The 20145-nt window shown below is 62.5% G+C and carries 23 protein-coding genes; 11 read left to right on the top strand and 12 right to left on the bottom strand.

What is annotated here, in order from left to right:
* Positions 1–35 precede the first annotated feature (35 nt).
* The 8 genes from NL123_RS03505 to nrdR all read right to left on the bottom strand — a co-directional run bounded on the left by NL123_RS03505 (position 36) and on the right by nrdR (position 6284).
* Entirely contained in the window at positions 36–755 is a 720-nt protein-coding gene (locus tag NL123_RS03505) for a substrate-binding periplasmic protein (protein WP_248484886.1), read from the bottom strand.
* 66 nt (positions 756–821) lie between these two features.
* Positions 822–1787, bottom strand: a complete 966-nt coding sequence (gene thiL / locus NL123_RS03500; protein WP_494357211.1) for a thiamine-phosphate kinase — start codon at positions 1785–1787, stop codon at positions 822–824.
* Between the two features lie 18 nt (positions 1788–1805).
* Positions 1806–2306 carry a transcription antitermination factor NusB gene (nusB, locus tag NL123_RS03495; RefSeq protein WP_010206836.1) on the bottom strand — a complete coding sequence of 167 codons (501 nt, stop codon included), beginning with the start codon at positions 2304–2306 and terminating at the stop codon, positions 1806–1808.
* Positions 2303–2779 (bottom strand): 6,7-dimethyl-8-ribityllumazine synthase, encoded by a 477-nt coding sequence (gene ribH, locus NL123_RS03490; protein WP_003176356.1) that lies wholly within the window; start codon positions 2777–2779, stop codon positions 2303–2305. Before ribH ends, nusB begins: the two co-directional genes overlap by 4 nt.
* Before the next feature lie 90 nt (positions 2780–2869).
* Positions 2870–3961: a bifunctional 3,4-dihydroxy-2-butanone-4-phosphate synthase/GTP cyclohydrolase II gene (gene ribBA / locus NL123_RS03485; RefSeq protein ID WP_494357210.1), complete on the bottom strand. Its 1092-nt coding sequence runs from the start codon at positions 3959–3961 to the stop codon at positions 2870–2872.
* A 15-nt stretch (positions 3962–3976) separates the two neighbouring features.
* Positions 3977–4639 (bottom strand): riboflavin synthase, encoded by a 663-nt coding sequence (locus NL123_RS03480; RefSeq protein ID WP_058424587.1) that lies wholly within the window; start codon positions 4637–4639, stop codon positions 3977–3979.
* Between the two features lie 47 nt (positions 4640–4686).
* A complete protein-coding gene (ribD, locus tag NL123_RS03475; protein WP_248484892.1) occupies positions 4687–5823 on the bottom strand; it encodes a bifunctional diaminohydroxyphosphoribosylaminopyrimidine deaminase/5-amino-6-(5-phosphoribosylamino)uracil reductase RibD in 1137 nt (378 codons plus the stop codon).
* Positions 5820–6284, bottom strand: coding sequence for a transcriptional regulator NrdR (nrdR, locus tag NL123_RS03470; protein WP_010206843.1), 465 nt, complete (start codon positions 6282–6284; stop codon positions 5820–5822). Before nrdR ends, ribD begins: the two co-directional genes overlap by 4 nt.
* A 140-nt stretch (positions 6285–6424) precedes the next feature.
* Between nrdR and NL123_RS03465 the strand changes: the two genes are divergently transcribed.
* Genes NL123_RS03465 through trxA form a run of 3 tightly spaced genes read left to right on the top strand, consistent with a single transcriptional unit; the run spans position 6425 to position 8444 of the window.
* Entirely contained in the window at positions 6425–6880 is a 456-nt protein-coding gene (locus NL123_RS03465) for a YbaY family lipoprotein (RefSeq protein WP_494357209.1), read from the top strand.
* Complete coding sequence (locus NL123_RS03460) at positions 6877–7539, top strand: class I SAM-dependent methyltransferase (RefSeq protein ID WP_248484893.1); 663 nt, start codon at positions 6877–6879, stop codon at positions 7537–7539. Before NL123_RS03465 ends, NL123_RS03460 begins: the two co-directional genes overlap by 4 nt.
* A gap of 32 nt (positions 7540–7571) precedes the next feature.
* The gene (trxA, locus tag NL123_RS03455; protein ID WP_248484896.1) at positions 7572–8444 is read left to right on the top strand and encodes a thioredoxin; all 873 of its coding nucleotides are present in this window, start codon (positions 7572–7574) and stop codon (positions 8442–8444) included.
* On the opposite strand, the gene NL123_RS03450 is transcribed toward trxA, so the two are convergent.
* Positions 8441–8788, bottom strand: coding sequence for a hypothetical protein (locus tag NL123_RS03450; protein ID WP_248484899.1), 348 nt, complete (start codon positions 8786–8788; stop codon positions 8441–8443). The genes trxA and NL123_RS03450 overlap by 4 nt on opposite strands.
* Positions 8789–8918: 130 nt before the next feature.
* Between NL123_RS03450 and NL123_RS03445 the strand changes: the two genes are divergently transcribed.
* The 5 genes from NL123_RS03445 to NL123_RS03425 all read left to right on the top strand — a co-directional run bounded on the left by NL123_RS03445 (position 8919) and on the right by NL123_RS03425 (position 12810).
* On the top strand, positions 8919–9509 hold the full coding sequence (locus NL123_RS03445; RefSeq protein WP_494357208.1) for a DUF2796 domain-containing protein: 591 nt from the start codon (positions 8919–8921) through the stop codon (positions 9507–9509).
* 6 nt (positions 9510–9515) lie between these two features.
* Positions 9516–10226: an ABC transporter ATP-binding protein gene (locus NL123_RS03440; RefSeq protein WP_494357207.1), complete on the top strand. Its 711-nt coding sequence runs from the start codon at positions 9516–9518 to the stop codon at positions 10224–10226.
* A 1-nt stretch (position 10227) separates the two neighbouring features.
* A complete protein-coding gene (locus NL123_RS03435; RefSeq protein ID WP_058424578.1) occupies positions 10228–11493 on the top strand; it encodes an ABC transporter permease in 1266 nt (421 codons plus the stop codon).
* 11 nt (positions 11494–11504) lie between these two features.
* Positions 11505–12017 carry a DUF3299 domain-containing protein gene (locus NL123_RS03430; RefSeq protein ID WP_248484905.1) on the top strand — a complete coding sequence of 171 codons (513 nt, stop codon included), beginning with the start codon at positions 11505–11507 and terminating at the stop codon, positions 12015–12017.
* A 94-nt stretch (positions 12018–12111) separates the two neighbouring features.
* Entirely contained in the window at positions 12112–12810 is a 699-nt protein-coding gene (locus NL123_RS03425; protein ID WP_179030049.1) for an OmpW/AlkL family protein, read from the top strand.
* A 153-nt stretch (positions 12811–12963) separates the two neighbouring features.
* On the opposite strand, the gene NL123_RS03420 is transcribed toward NL123_RS03425, so the two are convergent.
* Positions 12964–13848 (bottom strand): sugar nucleotide-binding protein, encoded by an 885-nt coding sequence (locus tag NL123_RS03420; RefSeq protein WP_494357206.1) that lies wholly within the window; start codon positions 13846–13848, stop codon positions 12964–12966.
* 86 nt (positions 13849–13934) lie between these two features.
* Positions 13935–16019, bottom strand: coding sequence for a mechanosensitive ion channel family protein (locus NL123_RS03415; protein ID WP_494357205.1), 2085 nt, complete (start codon positions 16017–16019; stop codon positions 13935–13937).
* A gap of 156 nt (positions 16020–16175) precedes the next feature.
* On the opposite strand from NL123_RS03415, the gene NL123_RS03410 reads away from it, so the two are divergent.
* From NL123_RS03410 to NL123_RS03400, 3 genes are read left to right on the top strand one after another with little or no spacing between them, the layout of a single operon-like run.
* Positions 16176–16955, top strand: coding sequence for an endonuclease/exonuclease/phosphatase family protein (locus NL123_RS03410; protein ID WP_248484915.1), 780 nt, complete (start codon positions 16176–16178; stop codon positions 16953–16955).
* Entirely contained in the window at positions 16952–18214 is a 1263-nt protein-coding gene (gene clsB / locus NL123_RS03405; protein ID WP_494357204.1) for a cardiolipin synthase ClsB, read from the top strand. Before NL123_RS03410 ends, clsB begins: the two co-directional genes overlap by 4 nt.
* The gene (locus NL123_RS03400) at positions 18204–19151 is read left to right on the top strand and encodes a lysylphosphatidylglycerol synthase domain-containing protein (RefSeq protein ID WP_494357203.1); all 948 of its coding nucleotides are present in this window, start codon (positions 18204–18206) and stop codon (positions 19149–19151) included. The genes clsB and NL123_RS03400 overlap by 11 nt, the downstream gene beginning before the upstream one ends.
* An 18-nt stretch (positions 19152–19169) precedes the next feature.
* Here the strand turns inward: NL123_RS03400 and NL123_RS03395 are convergent, their stop codons facing one another.
* A complete protein-coding gene (locus NL123_RS03395) occupies positions 19170–20129 on the bottom strand; it encodes a GlxA family transcriptional regulator (RefSeq protein ID WP_494357202.1) in 960 nt (319 codons plus the stop codon).
* Positions 20130–20145 lie beyond the last annotated feature (16 nt).

Here is a 20145-nt window from a genome sequence, read left to right as displayed (position 1 = left end):
GGGTTCGATTGGCCTTCATCCTGGTTCTATGCAGGTCAGAACGGATAGGGTTGTTTCCAGCGCTCGAATATCGGCTTTAACTCACCGCTTTTCACCAGGGCCGCCATGCGCTGGTCAAAGACCGCCATCAAGCCCCGGCCCCGCTCGTTATCGGCAAACCCGATGTACAACGGCAGTTCGGCAATCGGCGTCAGCGTGAACTTCGAGGGATCATCGGCCTGGTTGAGCACGTACTTGGCCTCGGTCAACGCATCTATATAGAAGTCCGCACGGCCGTGTTGCAGCATCGGCAAAATGCCGTCGCGACGCTCGACCTGGTTGAAACGGTGCACATTGGGCAAGTATTCCTCGTACTTGTAGCCACGCACCCAGGCCAGGCGGTAATTGCCCAGCGTAGCCGCCGTCGGCGCCGGCGTGCTGGCCAGCCCGAGGGCGTAGATGTGGTCGGAATCGAAGTTCCAGTGGGGGTACAACACGCCTTTGGCTTCATCGCGGTAGGAACCGACCCAGCCATCCACCTCGCCGCGCTGGGCCAGGCCGACCGAGCGGGTGTAGGGCACGGAGCGGGTCTGCAATTTGATGCCGGCGGGCTCGAAGACCTGACGCAACACGTCCCAGGCCAGGCCCGTGCCGTCTTTGTTGGTGTAGTCGTTCCACTCCTCACTGGCCAGCATGATCTTGCCAGGCACGTCCTGCGCCTGGACCACGCCCGTAAAGGCACACAGCATTATCAGCAGCCAGCGGCGCACATCCATGGTGACGACCTCCTACAGGGCCTTGCATCCTTGATAACGCTATAGAGGGTAGCGCAGGTCGCCGATTCAGGGCGCCTCGCGAAAATGCTGATAACCACGGATGGCCGGCGTGATGTCCTGCCCGCTGCCATCGAGCAACGTTACGCCCTGCCCTGCCTCGACCCGGCCGATCACATGGATCGGCCAACTATCGGCCAGCAACGGCGCCAGTTCGGCGGATGGCAGGGTGAACGCCAGCACGTAGTCATCCCCCCCACTCAGGGCCGCCACGCGTGCTGCATCATCGCCAACAAACGCCAGCAGCGCCTGGGACAATGGCAACTGCTCGCGCTCGATCAACAGGCTGACCTTTGACGCCATCGCGATATGCCCGCAATCGGCCAGGAGTCCGTCGGAAATATCCATCGCAGACGTCGCCTTGCCACGCAGCACCAGCCCCAGGGCCAACTGCGGCTGCGGCGACCAGTAATGAGCCAACAACGGCTCGGCGATGGCTGCGTCGGCGCTGCGCTGGCCCAATACCAGTGGCAAGGCACCGGCGGCATTGCCCAATTCGCCGCCGACACACAGCAGGTCACCCGGCTGCGCACCGCTGCGGGTCAAGGCTTGCCCGGCCGGTACACGACCAAACACCGTCAGGGTCAGGCTCAGAGGGCCACGGGTGGTATCGCCGCCCACCAGGCCCACGCCGCAGCGTTGCGCCATGAGGTTCAAACCCTGGGCATAGCGTTGCAGCCAATCGGCATCGACGGTTGGTGTGGTCAAGGCAAGGGTAAATGCGAGGGGGTTGGCGCCCATGGCCGCCAGGTCGCTCACCGCCACGGCCAACGAGCGTTGGCCAAGCAGGAACGGGTCACAGGGGTCGGCAAAATGCACCCCGGCGACCAAGGTATCCGTAGAGATTGCCAACTGCTCCCCAGCGGGGAGCGCCAGCAAGGCGCAGTCATCGCCGATCCCCAGGGCTATACCTTCGCCGCCCTGCGCACAGGGCGCGGCGGCGAAGTAGTTGCGGATCAGCTCAAACTCTCCCATTCAGGTTTCAAGCGCGATTCAGCGCTTGTACGCCTTCACTTCGGCTTCACGCAGGCGCGGGGCCAGCTTGTCGAGCACGCCGTTGACGAACTTGTGGCCGTCGGTCGAACCGTAGACTTTCGCCAGTTCGATACCTTCGTTGATCACCACGCGGTACGGCACGTCGACGCGATACAGCAGCTCCCAGGCCGACAGGCGCATCACGCACAGCTCAACCGGGTCCAGCTCTTCGATGGTCAGGTCCAGGCAAGGCGCCAGGGCGGTGTCGATCTCGGTCAGGTGGGCATGCACACCGTGCAGGATGTCGTGGAAGTACGGCAGGTCGGCGAAGGTGAAATCGTTATCGACGCGAAACTGTGCTTCGATCTCGTTCAACGACGCGCCCGCCAGGTGACGCTGATACAGCGCCTGGGTCGCCAACTGACGAGCAGCGCGGCGCTTCTCGTTCTTCGACGGTTTGCCAGCATCGGCTGGACGTGGCTCGCGCGGGTTGAAGTTGTCGCTCTCGTCGGAAATCACTTGGCCTCCAACTGCGACAGCAGGCTGACCATTTCCAGGGCAGACAGGGCAGCTTCAGCGCCTTTGTTGCCGGCCTTGGTGCCGGAACGCTCGATGGCTTGCTCGATGGAATCCACGGTCAGCACGCCGAACGCAACCGGTACGCCGAACTCCATGGACACCTGGGCCAGGCCCTTGGTGCATTCGCCAGCCACGTATTCGAAGTGCGGAGTACCGCCACGAATGACCGCGCCCAGGGCGATGATCGCCGCGTATTCACCCTGTTGAGCAACTTTTTGCGCAACCAGTGGAATTTCGAAGGCGCCAGGGGCACGGATGATGGTGATGTCGCTTTCGCTCACACCGTGGCGAACCAGGGCGTCAACGGCACCGCTTACCAGGCTTTCAACCACGAAGCTGTTGAAGCGGCCAACCACCAGGGCATAGCGGCCTTTGGGGGCGATGAAGGTACCTTCGATGGTCTTCAGGGTCATTCGACAAATCTCTTAAAGAGCCGGGACGCGTGTATGACGCGTCCCTTAGTGATATTTGAACCGCGAACAAGGGGCGAAAATCGCCGGCCTTTATTCGGAGGGCACGTATTCTACTACTTCCAGGTCGAAACCGGATATCGCATTAAATTTCATCGGTGCGCTCATCAGGCGCATTTTGCGCACGCCCAGGTCACGCAGGATCTGCGAACCGGCACCGACGATGCTGTAGGTGGTCGGTTTTTTCACCGGCGCGTGGTCCGCCGTTTCGCGGATATGCGCCAGCAGCACATCGCCATCCAGCGGATGACCGAGCAACAGCACTACACCGCTGCCTGCCTCGGAGACCGCAGCCATGGCGGCGCGCAGGCTCCAGCGGCCCGGTTGCTTGACCATCAGCAGGTCGCGCAGAGGGTCCATGTTATGCACACGCACCAGGGTCGGCTCTTCGGCGCAGATGTTGCCCAGGGTCAGGGCCATGTGCACATCGCCTTCCACCGAATCACGGTAGGTCACCAAATTGAATTGGCCCAGTTCGCTGTCCAGTGGCTGCTCGGCAATCCGCTGAACGGTACGTTCGTGGATCATGCGGTAGTGAATCAGGTCGGCAATGGTGCCCACCTTGATGTTGTGTTCGGCGGCAAAGGCTTCGAGTTCGGCACGGCGGGCCATGGTGCCGTCGTCGTTCATCACTTCGCAGATCACGCCGCTTGGCTCGAAACCGGCCATGCGCGCCAGGTCGCAGGCGGCCTCGGTGTGGCCGGCACGGGCCAGGGTGCCACCCGGTTGGGCCATCAGCGGGAAGATGTGGCCGGGGCTCACGATGTCTTCGGCCTTGGCATCTTTCGCGGCGGCGGCTTGTACCGTACGGGCGCGGTCGGCGGCGGAAATCCCGGTGGTGACGCCGGTAGTGGCTTCAATCGATACGGTGAACTTGGTGCCAAAGCCCGAGCCATTGCGCGGCGCCATCAACGGCAGCTTGAGCAACTCGCAGCGCTCACGGCTCATGGGCATGCAGATCAGCCCACGGGCGTGCTTGGCCATGAAGTTGATGTGCTCAGGCTTGCAGGCCTCGGCGGCCATGATGATGTCGCCTTCGTTCTCGCGGTCTTCGTCATCCATCAGGATGACCATCTTGCCTTGGCGGATGTCTTCAACCAGTTCTTCGATGCTATTGAGCGCCACGCGGCACCCCCTTGGTCAGGATTTCAGGTAGCCGTTAGCGGCCAGAAAACTTTCGGTGATGTTACTCCCGGCTGGCTCTGCGGCCTTATCGCCCAACAACAGGCGCTCCAGGTAACGGGCAAGCAAGTCCACTTCCAGGTTCACCCGGCGACCTGGCTGGTAAGACGCCATGATGGTTTCGCTGAGGGTGTGGGGAATGATGGTCAGTTCAAATTCGGCGCCGTTCACAGCGTTCACGGTGAGGCTGGTGCCATCGACGGTGATCGAGCCTTTATGGGCAATGTACTTGGCCAGCTCTTTGGGTGCGCGGATGCGGAACTCCACAGCACGCGCGTTTTCGCTGCGCGATACCACTTCGCCAACGCCGTCGACGTGGCCGCTGACCAAGTGACCGCCGAGACGGGTGGTCGGGGTCAGGGCTTTTTCCAGGTTCACCGGGCTGCCGGCCTTGAGGTCGTTCATCGCGGTGCAGTCCAGGGTTTCCCGACTGACATCGGCAGCAAAGCCGTTGCCCGGCAGTTCGATGACGGTGAGGCACACGCCGCTGACGGCGATACTGTCGCCCAGCTTGACGTCGCCCAGGTCCAACTTGCCGGTTTCAACCAGCAGGCGCACGTCGCCGCCCTTGGGGGTCATGGCGCGGATGCTGCCGATGGATTCGATAATGCCGGTGAACATGGCCTTCTCCTGGAAAACGGGACGGGCACTTGAGCGCCCGGTCAGAATTATACGCTCGCGGGTGGAAGCGGGATGGCAGTGACTCGCCAGTCGTCGCCTACAGCGCGCATTTCAGTGATCTTGAGTTGGGGAGCGTCGGCCAGTCTCTCAAGCGGCCAGTCCAGCAAAGGCCGGGCGGCGGAGCCGAGGAATTTGCCGGCGATGAATATCACGTACTCATCCACTAGGTCTTGCTGGGCAAATGCCCCCGCCAGGCTTGGGCCTGCTTCTACCAACACTTCGTTGACGCCACGGGCGGCCAAGGCGACCAGCGCCGAGCGTAGATCGACCTGGCCATCGACGCCCGGCACCACCAGGCATTCGGGACCACGAGGGAACTGGTTCTCCGCCGTCACGCAAGTGATGACCAACGCCGGCCCGGCCTTGAAGAACGGCGCATTGAGCGGCACGCGCAGGCGGCCGTCGATCAGCACACGCAACGGCGGGCGCGACATGGCCAGCGCCGTGGTCGCTTCGTCCAGGCCGAGTTCGGCGGCGCGCACGGTCAGGCGGGCGCCATCGGCGAGCACCGTGTCGGCGCCGGTCAGCACCACGCTGGCCTCGGCACGCAGGCGCTGCACGGCGGCGCGGGCGGCGGGGCCGGTGATCCATTGGCTTTCGCCGCTGGCCATGGCGGTGCGACCGTCCAGGCTCATCGCCAGCTTGACCCGCACGAAGGGCAGGCCGTGTTCCATGCGCTTGAGAAACCCCGGATTCAACGCGCGGGCCTGGGCTTCCAGCACGCCACTGAGGACCTCGATCCCGGCCTGCGCCAAACGCTGCATGCCGCGCCCGGCCACTTCGGGGTTCGGGTCCTGCATACCGGCCACCACACGTGCGACACCGGCCGTTACCAACGCGTCCGCGCACGGCGGCGTGCGCCCATGGTGGCTGCAGGGTTCGAGGGTCACGTACACCGTGGCGCCACGGGCCTTCTCACCGGCAGCACGCAGGGCGTTGGGCTCGGCATGGGGTTCGCCGGTGCGCTCATGCCAGCCTTCGCCGACAATCTGCCCATCGCGCACAATCACGCAGCCCACACGCGGATTGGGATGGGTGGTGTACAAACCCTTGCGCGCGAGTTCCAGGGCGCGGGCCATGTAATGGGCGTCGAGCACCGCTTGTTCGGCAGACGGTGGGTTCATTCTTTGGCAGGCTCCCGGGCCAGGCGGTCGATCTCTTCGCGGAACTCATTGAGGTCCTGGAAGCGTCGATACACTGAGGCGAAACGGATGTAGGCGACTTCGTCGAGCTTTTGCAGCTCACCCATCACCAACTCTCCCACCACCAGGCTCTTGACCTCGCGTTCGCCGGTGGCACGCAGCTTGTGCTTGATATGCACCAGCGCCGCCTCCAGCCGCTCGACACTCACCGGGCGTTTTTCCAGGGCGCGCTGCATACCGGCACGCAGTTTTTCTTCGTCGAAGGGTTGGCGGCTGCCGTCGGATTTGATCAGGCGCGGCAATACCAGTTCGGCGGTTTCGAAGGTGGTGAAACGTTCACCGCAGGCCAGGCATTCGCGCCGGCGACGGACTTGATCGCCCTCGGCGACCAGACGCGAGTCAATGACCTTGGTGTCGTTGGCACCGCAGAAGGGACAGTGCATGGTGGGCAGGCCACAAATAATGGGAGGGCCATGGTAGCGCATCCCCGTGGCAAGACAAGCCATAGCCTTTACGGTATATAGGCTGACTATTATGTTTCATATTTTTTAAGCCACGGATTTTGTCCTTTCTGGAGCCGTACATGCAGTTACGACCACTTGTTTTGCTCAGCCTGTTCAGTTTCCTGGTCGCCTGCAGCAGCGAAGCCCCCAAACCGACCACGCCTCAACCGACGCCCGCACAAGAGAAAAAAGTCCCCGGTATTGAAGACCTCGGCCCCCTGCCCGCCTATCAACGTGAAATCAGCGGCAGCCTGACCAACATTCCGGCCGGTGCCGAAGTGGAGATGGCGCTGCTGGTGATCGACGACCGTTCGCGCCCGCAACAATTGCTGGCCAGCAGCGTGCTGACCGGTAACGGCAAGCCCCTGGCCTTCCGCCTGCGCTTCAATCCTGAAGCGTTCCCAGCGGGTGCCCGGGTTGAATTGCGTGGTCGCGCCAGCCAGTCCGGCCAGTTGATCCTGCACCTGCCGGCCGTGCGCATCACCCAGGCGATCACCCAGACCACCGGCCCCCTGCAACTCGTCAAGGCCCCATGACGCCACCGCTGGGCCTGCAAGTTGCCCTGAGCGAACTGATCGGCGACGCGCAATTGGTGCCCTGCCCACTGCCGGGCACTGAGTTGTCGTTGTGGTTGCTGGATGCGGACAACATGGACCGCGCCTTCAGCCCCGAAGAAACCCGGCGCATCCTGCATGAACCGCCCTACTGGAGTTTTTGTTGGGCCAGTGGCTTGGCGCTGGCACGGTACCTGGCGGCGAACCCTGAGTGGGTCGCCGGCAAACGCGTGCTGGATTTTGGCGCGGGTTCCGGCGTTGCCGGGATTGCGGCGATCAAGGCTGGCGCGCTGGAAGTGGTGGCCTGCGACCTCGACCCGCTGGCGCTGGCGGCCTGCCGGGCGAATGCCGAACTCAACGGTGTGGAACTGGGTTACTCCGCAGACTTTTTTGCCGAAGCCGATCGCTTCGACCTGATCCTGGTCGCCGACGTACTCTACGACCGCGCGAACCTGCCGCTGCTGGACCAGTTCCTGACCCGAGGCCGCGAAGCGCTGGTCGCCGATTCGCGCGTGCGCGACTTCCAGCACCCCGCTTATCAAAGGCTGGAGATCCTTGATGCGCTGACACTGCCTGACCTGGCGGAGCCTTGGGAGTTTCGCAAGGTGAGCCTGTACCATTCGCGGCGCCAGCCCTTATAGTTGCCCCATTCCCGCTTTATTCGAGACGCCCCATGAGTGAGCCCACGCCGTACATCTTCGACGTCACTACCGCCAATTTTGACCAGGCAGTGATCCAGAACTCCTTCGAAAAACCCGTGCTGGTGGACTTCTGGGCCGAGTGGTGCGCGCCGTGCAAGGCATTGATGCCGCTGCTGGCGCAGATTGCCGAGAGTTATCAGGGTGAATTGCTGCTGGCCAAGGTCGACTGCGAGGCCGAGCAGGATATCGTTGCGCGTTTTGGTATTCGCAGCCTGCCGACAGTGGTGCTGTTCAAGGATGGCCAGCCGGTGGACGGGTTTGCCGGGGCGCAGCCGGAGTCGGCGGTGCGGGCGATGCTGGAGCCGCATGTGCAGATGCCGCCGCCGGCTGCGGCAGATCCTCTGGAACAGGCCCAGGCGCTGTTTGCCGAAGGTCGTATCAGCGATGCCGAAGCGGTGCTGGTCGCGCTGTTGGGCGAAGACAACACCAACGCCGCCGCGTTGATCCTGTACGCACGTTGCCTGGCCGAGCGCGGGGAATTGGGCGAGGCCCAGACCGTGCTGGACGCGGTGAAAAGCGACGACCACAAGGCCGCCCTCGCCGGGGCCAAGGCGCAGATCACTTTCCTGCGCCAAGCGGCCGACCTGCCGGACGCCGCCGACCTGAAAAGCCGCCTGGCGCAAAACCCGCAGGACGATGAAGCGGCCTACCAGTTGACGATCCAGCAATTGGCGCGCCAGCAGTACGACGCAGCACTGGAAGGCTTGCTCAAGCTGTTCATCCGCAACCGCAGCTACAGCGAAGGCCTGCCGCACAAGACCTTGCTGCAGGTGTTCGAATTGCTGGGCAACGATCACCCGCTGGCGAGCGTGTACCGCCGCAAGTTATTTGCCGCGTTGTATTAATCGCCGACCCAACTGTACAGCGGCGTATCCCCGCCGCTGCTGACTTTTACCTGGGCACTATGGCGCAGGCGCACCAACAGGCGCTTGCCCACCGAGGTATCGCCGGCCAAGCCTTCCAGTTGATCAAGCAGTTCCAGACCGCTGAGCTGGCCGGCCTTGCGCAACAGGTCCTGGGCGCCTTGCCACAGGTCATCATTGTGTTTGACCGGAGCCGCCGGTGCGGTGGTCGCGCTGGCAGCGGGCGCCGCCTGCAACTGCGCACCCAGCCGTGCCCAATCGCCGTCGTCCAGCTCCAGAGTCAAATCCACCGGCAAGTCGCCGACCGTTCCACGAATTCGCAACATCGTCCTCACTCCTGCACTTTTCTGACGAGCATGCTCCCATGCGGCTTGCGCAACGCCAAGCGGGCGGTCAAACTCTGGCGCCATTGTTATAAGATCACATAACAAAACTTTCATGTTCTGGAGTCCTCTCATGCGCCGTCTGTTGCTTGCTTTACCGTTTGCCCTGCTGCCATTGGCGGTTGCCCACGCTCATGATGATCACGACCATGAACACGGTAGCCTTGGCGCCCACGAGCATGGCGTAGGCCGCCTCAACGCGGTACTCGACGGCCAGGCCCTGGAGCTTGAACTGGACAGCCCGGCGATGAACCTGGTGGGTTTTGAACACCTGGCCACCACCCCGGCGGACAAGGCCAAGGTCGCCGCTGCACGCAAACAGCTGGAAAACCCCGTAGCGCTGTTCAACCTGCCCAAGGCCGCCGGTTGCATGGTCAGCAGCCAGGAACTCAACAGCCCGCTGTTCGGCGACAAGCCCGAAGCCGACCATGACGACGATGATGATGACGCCAAAGACGGCGCCCACGAGCATCATCACGACCACAGCGAAATCCACGCCCACTACCAGTTCACCTGCGCCACGCCGACTGCGCTGAGCAACTTGGACCTGACCCAGGTGTTCAAGACCTTCCCCGCCACCCAGAAAATTCAGGTACAACTGATCGGCCCGAGCGGCCAACAAGGTGTGGAAGCGACGGCCACAGCAGCCACCCTGAAATTCTGAGTTCACATGACCCACGCATTGATCGAACTGTCCGGCCTGGGCTTCAACTGGCCCGGTCATCCACAGTTGCTGGATATCCCCGCGTTCCGCCTGGAAGCGGGGGAAACCCTGTTTCTCAAGGGCCCCAGCGGCAGTGGCAAAACCACCCTGCTCGGCTTGCTCGGCGGCGTGCAGAAACCCAGCCAGGGCAGCATCCGCCTGCTCGGCCAGGAGCTGACCGCACTCTCGGCCGGTGCGCGTGACCGTTTTCGCGTCGACCACACCGGCTATATCTTCCAACAGTTCAATCTGCTGCCGTTCTTGTCGGTGCGCGAGAACGTCGAGTTGCCTTGCCACTTCTCCAAACTGCGGGCGCAACGCGCCAAACAGCGTCATGGCAGCGTTGATCAGGCCGCCGCTGCCCTGCTCGCGCACCTGGGTTTGAAAGACAAAAACCTGCTGGAACGCCGCGCCGACTCACTGTCCATCGGCCAGCAACAACGTGTCGCCGCCGCCCGGGCGCTGATCGGTCAGCCGGAGTTGGTGATCGCCGACGAGCCCACCTCGGCCCTGGACTACGACGCCCGCGAAGCTTTCCTGCAACTGCTGTTCGCCGAATGCCGCGAAGCGGGCGCCAGTCTGTTGTTTGTCAGCCACGACCAGAGCCTGGCCTCGCTGTTCGACCGCAACCTGTCGCTGGCCGAACTCAATCGCGCCGCTACGCCCGCAGAGGTTTGAGATGTATCTGTTCCGTCTAGCCATGGCCAGCCTGGCTAACCGCCGCTTTACCGCGATTCTCACCGCGTTCGCCATCGCGCTTTCAGTCTGCTTGTTGCTCGCGGTGGAACGCGTGCGCGTTGAAGCGCGCAACAGTTTTGCCAGCACCATCAGCGGTACCGACCTGATCGTCGGCGCTCGTTCCGGTTCGGTGAACCTGCTGCTGTACTCGGTGTTCCGCATCGGCAACGCCACCAATAACATCCGCTGGGACAGCTTCGAACACTTCGCCGCCAGCCCCCAGGTTAAATGGGCGATCCCGATTTCCCTCGGCGATTCGCACCGCGGCTACCGCGTGATGGGCACCAACGAATCCTACTTCGAGCACTACCAATACGGGCGCAAGCAGAACCTTGAACTGGCCAGCGGCCGAGCTTTCGCCACCGATCCCTTCGAAGTGGTACTCGGCGCCGAAGTCGCCGATGCGCTGCATTACAAACTCGGCGACAAACTGGTGCTGGCCCATGGCGTCGCGGTGGTCAGCCTGGTCAAGCACGATGACAAACCGTTCACCGTGGTCGGCATTCTCAAGCGCACCGGCACCCCGGTGGACCGCACCTTGCACATCAGCCTCGGCGGCATGGAAGCGATCCACATCGACTGGCACAACGGCGTGCCGGCCCAGGGCAAAGGCCGCATCAGCGCCGACCAGGCGCGCAACATGGACCTCACGCCGCAGGCCATCACCGCGTTCATGCTCGGCCTGAACAACAAGATTTCCACCTTTGCCCTGCAACGGGAGATCAACGAATTCCGTGGCGAGCCGATGCTGGCGATCCTGCCCGGCGTGGCGCTGCAAGAGCTGTGGAGCATGATGGGCACCGCCGAAAAAGCGCTGTTCGTGATCTCGCTGTTTGTGGTGCTCACCGGCTTGATCGGCATGCTCACGGCGATCCTCACCAGCCTCAACGAACGCCGCCGTGAAATGGCGATCTTGCGTTCGGTGGGTGCACGGCCCTGGCATATCGCGACGCTGTTGATCTTCGAAGCCTTCGCCCTGGCGTTATCCGGTGTGATCGCCGGCGTGGGGTTGCTGTATGTGTGCATCGCCGCGTCACGCGGGTATCTGCAGGCCAACTACGGCCTGGACCTGCCGATGTCGTGGCCGAGCGAATATGAATGGACGCTGCTCGCCGGTATCCTGGGCGCCGCGCTGTTGATGGGCAGCGTGCCCGCGTGGCGCGCCTATCGGCAATCCCTGGCCGACGGCCTGTCCATACGTTTATGAGGAAGGCCTTGATGCGTCGCGTCCTGTTTGCACTGTTGCTGCTGCTTGCCCTGCCCGCCTGGGCAGCCGAGCCTAAAGAACTGACCTGGTCGGAGCTGATACCGCCGGATGCCCCGCCGGAAGTGCCGAACATGCAACCCCTGCACAATCTCTCCAGCATGGCGGATGCCCTGGAATCGGCCCCTGCAGCCAAGCAGGACCTGCCCAACGCGCCGGTGGTGCCAGCGCTCGATGGCCAGCACATTCGCTTGCCCGGCTACATCGTGCCACTGGAAGTCAGTGAAAACGGCCGCACCACCGAGTTTTTGCTGGTGCCGTATTTCGGCGCGTGCATCCATGTGCCGCCGCCGCCGTCGAACCAGATCGTGCATGTCAAAAGCGAAATCGGCGTGAAGCTTGATGAGTTGTATCAGCCGTACTGGATCGAGGGTGCAATGCAGGTCAAACCGTCCACCAGCGAGCTCGCCGACGCCGGTTACCAGATGGATGCCGAGAAGATTTACATGTACGAATTGCCCGAATAGCGCTTATCGCCCTTTCATTGAGCTGAGTCAAAAGACCGAACGGAACGATCTTTACCATTGGACCTACAACTTTTAAACGTCCTTTGGAGCTCCCATGAACAAGTCTCTGCTCGGCGCGTCCCTCTTCGCGCTCGCCCTCGTTGCCCCTGTTGCGCACGCTCACGAAGCGGGCGACATTCTGGTTCGTGCCGGTGCAATCACCGTGAACCCGAAGGCCGACAGCGGCCACGTCAAGGTTGACCAAGGCCCATTGGCCGGCGCCAACCTCGGCGGCAAGGCGACCATGAGCAGCGACACTCAGTTGGGCCTGAACTTCGCCTACATGCTGACCAACCACGTGGGTATCGAACTGCTGGCCGCCACGCCGTTCGAGCATGACGTGAAGATCAAGGGCACCGCCCTCGGCGCCGCCAACGGCAAGCTCGGCACCCTGAAACACCTGCCGCCGACCCTGAGCGTCGTGTACTACCCGCTGGATAACAAGTCGGCCTTCCAGCCGTACGTGGGCGCCGGTATCAACTACACCTGGATCTACGACGAGCACGTCGGCAGCCGCGCCCAAGGCGCAGGCTTCAGCAACTTCAAGGCTGAGAACTCCTGGGGCTGGGCCGCGCAGATCGGCGCCGACTACATGATCAATGACAAGTGGATGATCAACGCCCAGGCGCGCTACATCGACATCAGCACCAAAGCCACCGTGGACAACAATGCCCTGGGCCAAGGTACTCGCGCCAAGGTGAACGTGGACGTGGACCCGATGGTTTACATGGTGGGTATCGGTTACAAATTCTGATGCCGACCTGACCAGCAACACAAAAACCAATGTGGGAGGGGGCTTGCCCCCGATTGCAGTGTGTCAGCCAACACCTAGTTGACTGAACCACCGCTATCGGGGGCAAGCCCCCTCCCACATTTAGCTCATGCCCACATTGGGTTTTGTGTTGGGTCAGCCATGGCGGTAGTAACGGTCCAGCAACGCCGGCAACCCCGCCCGCCACGCGCGTGGCTTGATGCCGAAGGTGTGGAGGATTTTCTTGCAGGCGAGCACCGCGTGTTGCGGTTCTTCACTCGCATCCGGCCGGGCCGCATGAGCCTGGGCGGTCGGGGATTCGATCGCCAACGGGTGGTAGTTGCGCGCTTCGGTGAGGATCGCCTGGCCCAGCGCCAACGGCGTGGTCGCCTCATGGCCGGCATAGTGGTACGTGCCCCACAGCGGCGCCGCGCAATCGAGTTGCTTGAGCACCGAAATGATCACCCGTGCTGCGTCATCCACCGGTGTCGGGTTGCCGCGTCGGTCGTCGGCCATCAGCAACTCATCCGGCTTCTCGGCCCGGGCCAGGAAGCGCCCGAGGGTGCCGTCGACGCTGTCATCCAGCAGCCAGCCGAAGCGCAACAGCACATGTTGCGGGCAGGTGGCGCGCACGCTCTGTTCGATACGCCACAACGCCTGGCCACGCAGGCCCAGGGGCACCGGCTCGTCTTTTTCACTGTAGGCGGTGGCGCGGGAGCCATCGAACACGCGGTAACTGGACGGCTGCAACAGGGTGATGTTGTGGTGCTGGCACAGCTCGGCCAGGCGTTCGATGGCGAACTCCTGGGCAGCCAGGCGGGTTTCGCTGACCGCTTCGGCCTGGAACCAGTCGAAGTAGTAGGCGAGGTTGATCAACGCATCGGGACGGGTGTCGTCGAGCAATTGGGTGAGGCTCGCGGCATCCCAGCCGTCTTGGGGCGGTTTGGGTGCGAGGAAACCGATGTCTTCCTCTGCACCGAGGCGAATCAGCGCCTGCCCGAGGGCATTCCCGCCGCCCAGTAACATAAGGCGCATTTGCATAGATTGAGCAGGCCCGGTCTGTTTGGAACGAAGGTTTTCTGGTATTGGCCAGAATCGTTGCATTTTGCGGGTTTGTAGCGCAACCGTCACGGATTAACTGTCTTCGCGTCAACCTCCCCAGGCTCATGCTCAAGGGCCGTGCGCGCTGGCACCATGACCTGCTGTGGATAAGTCTGCGCGAAGTGCACCTCGGCGCAGTTATCCACAAGCTTTTTCAGGCGCTGGTTGAACGCACGGCTCACCGCATACTGCCCGCCCGACACCGTGCGGAACTGCGCCGTCAGCACCACGCCGTTGAGGTCCATCTTGTCCACGCCAAACACCTCCAGCGGCCCTTGCAGGTTGTACTTGAGGAATACGTCGTCACGGATCGACTGCCCCGCTTCACGGATCAGCTCCACTGCCTTGTCCACGTCCGTGTCGTAGGTGAACTGTACCGAGAAGAACGCATAGGCAAATTGCCGCGACTGGTTGGTGACCGCCTTGATCTGGCCGAACGGCACCGAGTGCACAAAGCCCTTGCCGTCGCGCAGGCGCAGGGTGCGGATGGTCAGGCCTTCGACGGTGCCGGCATGACCGGAGTCGAGCACCACCCAATCGCCGATGGACAGAGTGTCTTCGATGATGATGAACAGGCCGGTGATCACATCCTGCACCAGTTGCTGGGAGCCGAAACCGATCGCCAAGCCGACTACTCCGGCACCCGCCAGCAACGGTGCGACGTTGATGCCGAGGTTGGCCATGGTGGTGATCGCGCAGATCACCACCAAAATGATTTTCACCGCATTGCGCAGCAGCGGCAGGATGGTTTTCACCCGCGTGCTGGGCTGACGGCTGGAGCGTTTGTTGACCGGCGGCTTCAGCGCTTCCTGGATCGCCGTGTCGAGCACCACCCAGAACAGCCATGTCATCAACAGGATCAGGCCGATGCTGCTGAGCGAGTCGCTGATCGCGCGACCAATCGAGTTGCGCTCGGCGAATTCAAACAACGACACGCCCCAGATACGCCCGAGCACTTCGATAAAGGCCACCGCCATGACGATGCGCAACAGCGCATGCAGCAGACTGAGGAAGCGCTCTTTGTAGGCGCTGCTGCGCTGGATTGCCACCTGGCTGCGGGATTTGAACAGGTGTTGCAGCACCGTACTGAGGAATACCGTGCCGATCAGCAGGATCGTGGTGAACAACGCACAGCGCAGCACCTTCTGATTGTCGTCGCCAGCGCCGATCAGGTTGATCGCCGAGACCAGCACCATCAGCAGGATCGGCCAGTACCAGAGCCCCGAGAAGATCCGCAGTGATTGCTGCAGCGCCGGGTGCTTGAGGCGCTGGGCCAATGGCCGATTGCGGATCAGGTGGGCGACCGGGCGGCGCAGGCGAACCACCAGCACGCCGAAGATCACCGTCGCAAACAGGCCGGTGAAGACCGCGATGCTGCTGGTGATATTACCGCCCAATTGGCGTGCGATCTGCGGGCTGGTGAGCGCGTCGCTGAGGGCGGCGAGGAAGCCGATCAGGAACAGCGGCTTGGGGCAGTAGTCGCGAATGATCTGCACCGCCGGGCGTTTGTGGCCGACGTTGAACATGACGATCACGCACAACAGCATTGAGGTGGAAAAGATACCGCTGCTGGTGGCGTAGGCAAAACACAGCGCCAGCGCGCGGCCCACGGAGGTCGGTAGAAAATGGCTGACGTACAACGTGAGGGGCAGGCAAACCAAAGCCGGGAGTGTGTACGGCACGACATAGCCGAGAACGGCCTGGAAACGTTTGCGCCGCTCGAAAAACGTGCGTTGCCCCAGGCGTCGCACCATCACACGCCCCAGTAACGTCAGCAGCGTAAAGGCGCCGACCCACACCCCGGACAGCAACAGAAAGTCCCCGGCGACGCTCCACGGCGAGCGCTCAGCGGTCTGGTTGACCAGGCGGCCGACTTCGTTCGCGGCCCGGTCGGCGCGCAGGCGCCATTCGTCAATGAAGTTCTGGTTGAGGTCCAGCTTCTGCTGCACATCATCAATGCTGGAGCTGATCGCCCCCAGAAGGCCACCTTCCACCAGCAACTCCGGCTTGGCCGGCGCCTCGGGTTCCGGCGCAGTGGCCGCAGCGTGTAGCGCGCCACTGCCGCAAAACAGCAGCACGCCGAGCAGTAATGCAATCTTGGGATTCAGCAAAACACCGGGCTCCTTCAAAAGGGTCTGTAAGGAACTGACGGGTTTGCGTCTTGAACGTTCCCCTCTGCCGTCTGTAGGAAGCCGGAAACTTTCAGCCAAAAATCGCAGTCAGCCATACACGGGGGCCAGGCCCCCACTTTTTTCACAGGAGCAATCATGGCTGCGATCCCCGACTGGGTGCCCATCACCCCCAGCGTCGCCATCACTCGCTTCACGGTGTTGACGGTCAATATCCACAAGGGCTTCACCGCCTTGAATCGACGCTTCATCCTGCCCGAGCTGCGTGAAGCGGTGCGCAGTGTGGGTGCCGACATGGTGTTCCTGCAGGAAATCCACGGCACCCACGAGCGTCATCCGCAGCGCTTCAGCGACTGGCCGAACATGCCGCAGTACGAGTTCCTGGCCGACAGCATCTGGCCGCAATACGCCTACGGCCGCAATGCGGTCTACCCCCACGGCGACCATGGCAACGCGTTGCTGTCGAAATTCCAGATCGTGCGCTACGACAACCTCGACATCTCCCAGAGCGGCCATGAAAACCGTGGCCTGCTGCATTGCGTACTGCGCCTGCCGGGCACCGGCCAGGAGGTGCATGCCGTCTGTATTCACCTGGGCTTGCGCGAGGTGCATCGCCAACAGCAATTGCGCTTGATCGAGCAGCGCATCAGCGAGATCCCGGCCGATGCGCCGTTGATTGTTGCCGGTGATTTCAACGACTGGCGACAAAAGGCCGACCTGAGCCGCAGCGGCCTCAGAGAGGTCTTCGTCGAAACCCACGGCAAACCCGCACGAACTTTCCCGGCACGCCTGCCGTTGCTGCCGCTGGACCGGATCTACGTGCGCAATTTGAAGGTGCATAACGCCCGGGTACTGACCACACGGCCCTGGTCCCATCTGTCGGACCATGTGCCGCTGTCAGTGGAGATCGAACTATGAACGTCGCCGTAGAACACATCGCCACCGACCAACCGCCCGACGACGCCAAGGCCCGCGACCTGGATTACGGCTGGCAGAGCGGCAACCAGATCGAGTTGCTGGAGAACGGCGAGGCGTACTTCCCCAAGGTGTTCGAGGCCATGCGCGTGGCGCGGCGGGAGATCCTCCTGGAGACCTTCATTCTTTTCGAAGACAAGGTGGGCCACGAGCTGCAAGGCATTCTGATCGAGGCTGCGCAGCGCGGCGTAAAGGTGGTGGTTAGCCTGGACGGATTCGGCTGTGGCGAATTGAGCCAGCCCTTTCTTGGCGAGCTGGCCGAGGCTGGCGTCATCGTGCAGATGTTTGACCCGGCCTCCAAGACGCTGGGCATTCGCACCAACTGGTTTCGCCGCCTGCACCGCAAGATTGTGGTGGTAGATGCCGAAGTCGCGTTCATCGGCGGGATCAACTTTTCCGCCGACCACCTGGGCGATTTCGGCCCCGAGGCCAAGCAGGATTATGCGGTGCGGGTGACAGGCCCGGCGGTGGCCGACCTGCATCATTTCGCCCTGGCCCAAAGTGGCCGTCAGGTGCGCACGCGACGCGGTTGGCGGCGGCGCCAGCAGCGGCCTGCGTTATGGTCCAGCGACAACGGTGACGGTCTGGTGCGCTTGATCTACCGCGACAACGTGCAGCATCGCGATGACATCGAAGAGGCGTACATCTACGCACTGAGCAAGGCGCAACAGCGTGTGGTGATCGCCAACGCCTACTTCTTCCCCGGCTACCGCCTGCTACGCGAGATTCGCAACGCCGCGCGCCGTGGCGTGCAGGTGCAACTGATCATGCAGGGCCAGCCCGATGTGCTGCTGGCCAAGCTGGCGGCGCGCATGCTCTACGACTATCTGCTCAAGGATGGCGTGGTGATTCATGAGTACTGCCAGCGGCCACTGCACGGCAAGGTGGCGCTGGTGGATGACGAATGGAGCACCGTGGGTTCAAGTAACCTGGACCCGTTGAGCCTGTCGCTGAACCTGGAAGCCAACGTGTTGATTCGCGACCGAGGGTTCAATCAACAGCTGTACGAGCGCCTGGAAACACTCGCCAAAAACCATTGCCAGACCATGCCGGAAAACCGCAAGCCACGCCTGTGGCTCTGGCGATTGACCGTGGGCTTCCTGGTGTTTCATGTGCTGCGTCACTTCCCCGCCTTGACCGGCTGGCTGCCTGCCCACAAGCCACGCTTGAAACCCATCGGGAGCCAGGCCAATGAGCACTGAATCCAGGTTTGCACGGTGGAAAAAACCGCTGACGATTGCCTTCTTCCTGCTGCTGATCGTGCTGTTCACCCTGCTCGCTCGCCGCATCGATTGGAGCGAGGTGGTGCAGACCCTGGGCGACTTCAAGGTACGCACGCTGCTGATCGCAAGCGCACTGACGCTGTGCAGTTTCCTGGTGTACGCCAGCTTCGACCTGATTGGCCGCACCTACATCCGCCAGAACCTGGTGTGGAAGCAGATCTTGCCGGTAGGCATCATCAGCTATGCGTTCAACCTCAACCTGAGCGCGTGGGTCGGCGGCATCGCCATGCGTTATCGGCTGTATTCGCGGTTGGGCGTGAGCACCAGCAATATCGCCAAGATTCTTGGCCTGAGCCTGGCCACCAATTGGTTTGGCTATATGGCGATCGCCGGGGTCGTGTTCAGCAGCGGCCTGGTCACGATGCCACCGGGGTGGAAAGTCAGCACCACGGCATTACAAGGCATCGGCGCATTGTTGGTGCTGGCCAGCCTGGGTTACCTGGTGGCCTGTCAGTTTTCGAAAAAGCGGGCGTGGACCATTCGCGGCATGGAAATCAACCTGCCGTCGGTGCGCATGGCGTGTCTGCAGTTGCTGTTGGGCGCGTTGAACTGGTCGCTGATGGCGGCGGTGATCTACACGCTGTTGCCGGCCAAGCTCGACTATCCACTGGTATTGGGGGTGTTGCTGATCAGTGCGATTGCCGGAGTACTCACCCATATTCCAGCCGGGCTGGGCGTGCTCGAGGCGGTGTTTATTGCGCTGTTGCAGCATGAAGCGTCGCGGGGCAGTTTGCTTGCCGGCTTGATTGCGTACCGCGCCATTTATTTCATTGTGCCGCTGCTGATCGCGCTGGTGATGTACCTCGGCGTGGAGGCGAAGGCCAAGGCGTTGCGGGTGAAGAACACGCCCGCCTGATTCACTGCGGGCGGTGACTCAAACTCCAAAGCGGCTGCGGTAATCGCTGGGCGCCAGGCCGGTGATCTTCTTGAACGTCGCACGAAAGGCACCGGGGTCCTGATAGCCCACTGTCCAGGCGATATGGTCGATAGTGCCGTTGGTGAACTCCAGCATCTGCCGCGCCTTGCCCACGCGCAGGTGCTGGCAGTATTCGGTGGGTTTCAAGCCCGTGGCGTTGCGAAAGCGCCGCAGGAAAGTGCGCTCTTCCAAACCTGCTTCCTGAGCCATCGCCGCAAGAGAGACATCCACCGCCCCGCTGGCCTGCAACCAGTGCTGAACCTTGAGAATGGCCGCATCACCGTGGCCAAGAATCGGCGCGAAGTTACTGCCACATTGGCTGGCACTGTCACTGTGCTCGATCACCAGGAACCGCGCCGTGTCCGCCGCGATGCTCGGGCCCATAAGGCGGTCGACCAGGCGCAGGCCAAGTTCGGACCAGGCCATCAAGCCGGCGGTGGTGATCAGGTCGCCGTCATCGACGATAGGCTTGTCGGCCTCCAGGCGCACCGCCGGGTAGCGGGTGGCGAAAGACTTGGCGGAAGACCAATGGGTGGTAGCGCTGCGCCCATCGAGCAGTCCACTGCGCGCCAGCATGATCGAGCCAATGCACACACCGCCCAGCACCGTGCCTGCCGCATGTTGTTGGCGAATCCACTCCAGCAGCGCAGGGGGTGCCTGCTCTTCTGTAAACTCGCCGATCGACGGCGGCACCAGCACCGCCATCATCGGTTGCTCGGGACCGGGATGACTGCTGAAGACGCGCACCGGTGTACCGGCGCTATCCACCTGCCAATGGCTGACCCGTAGCAATGGCAACTGCGCGGATTGATGCTCGGCGGCGATGCGATTGGCCACGCCGAACAGGTCAGTCAAGCCGTGCACGGCGGCCAGTTGCGCCCCCTGGTAGATCAACACACCCAGCTCAACCACGACCATTGTCAGTTTTCCCCCT

Source organism: Pseudomonas sp. FBCC-B1565 (assembly GCF_059133265.1).
This window is presented reverse-complemented; position numbering and strand designations above follow the sequence as displayed.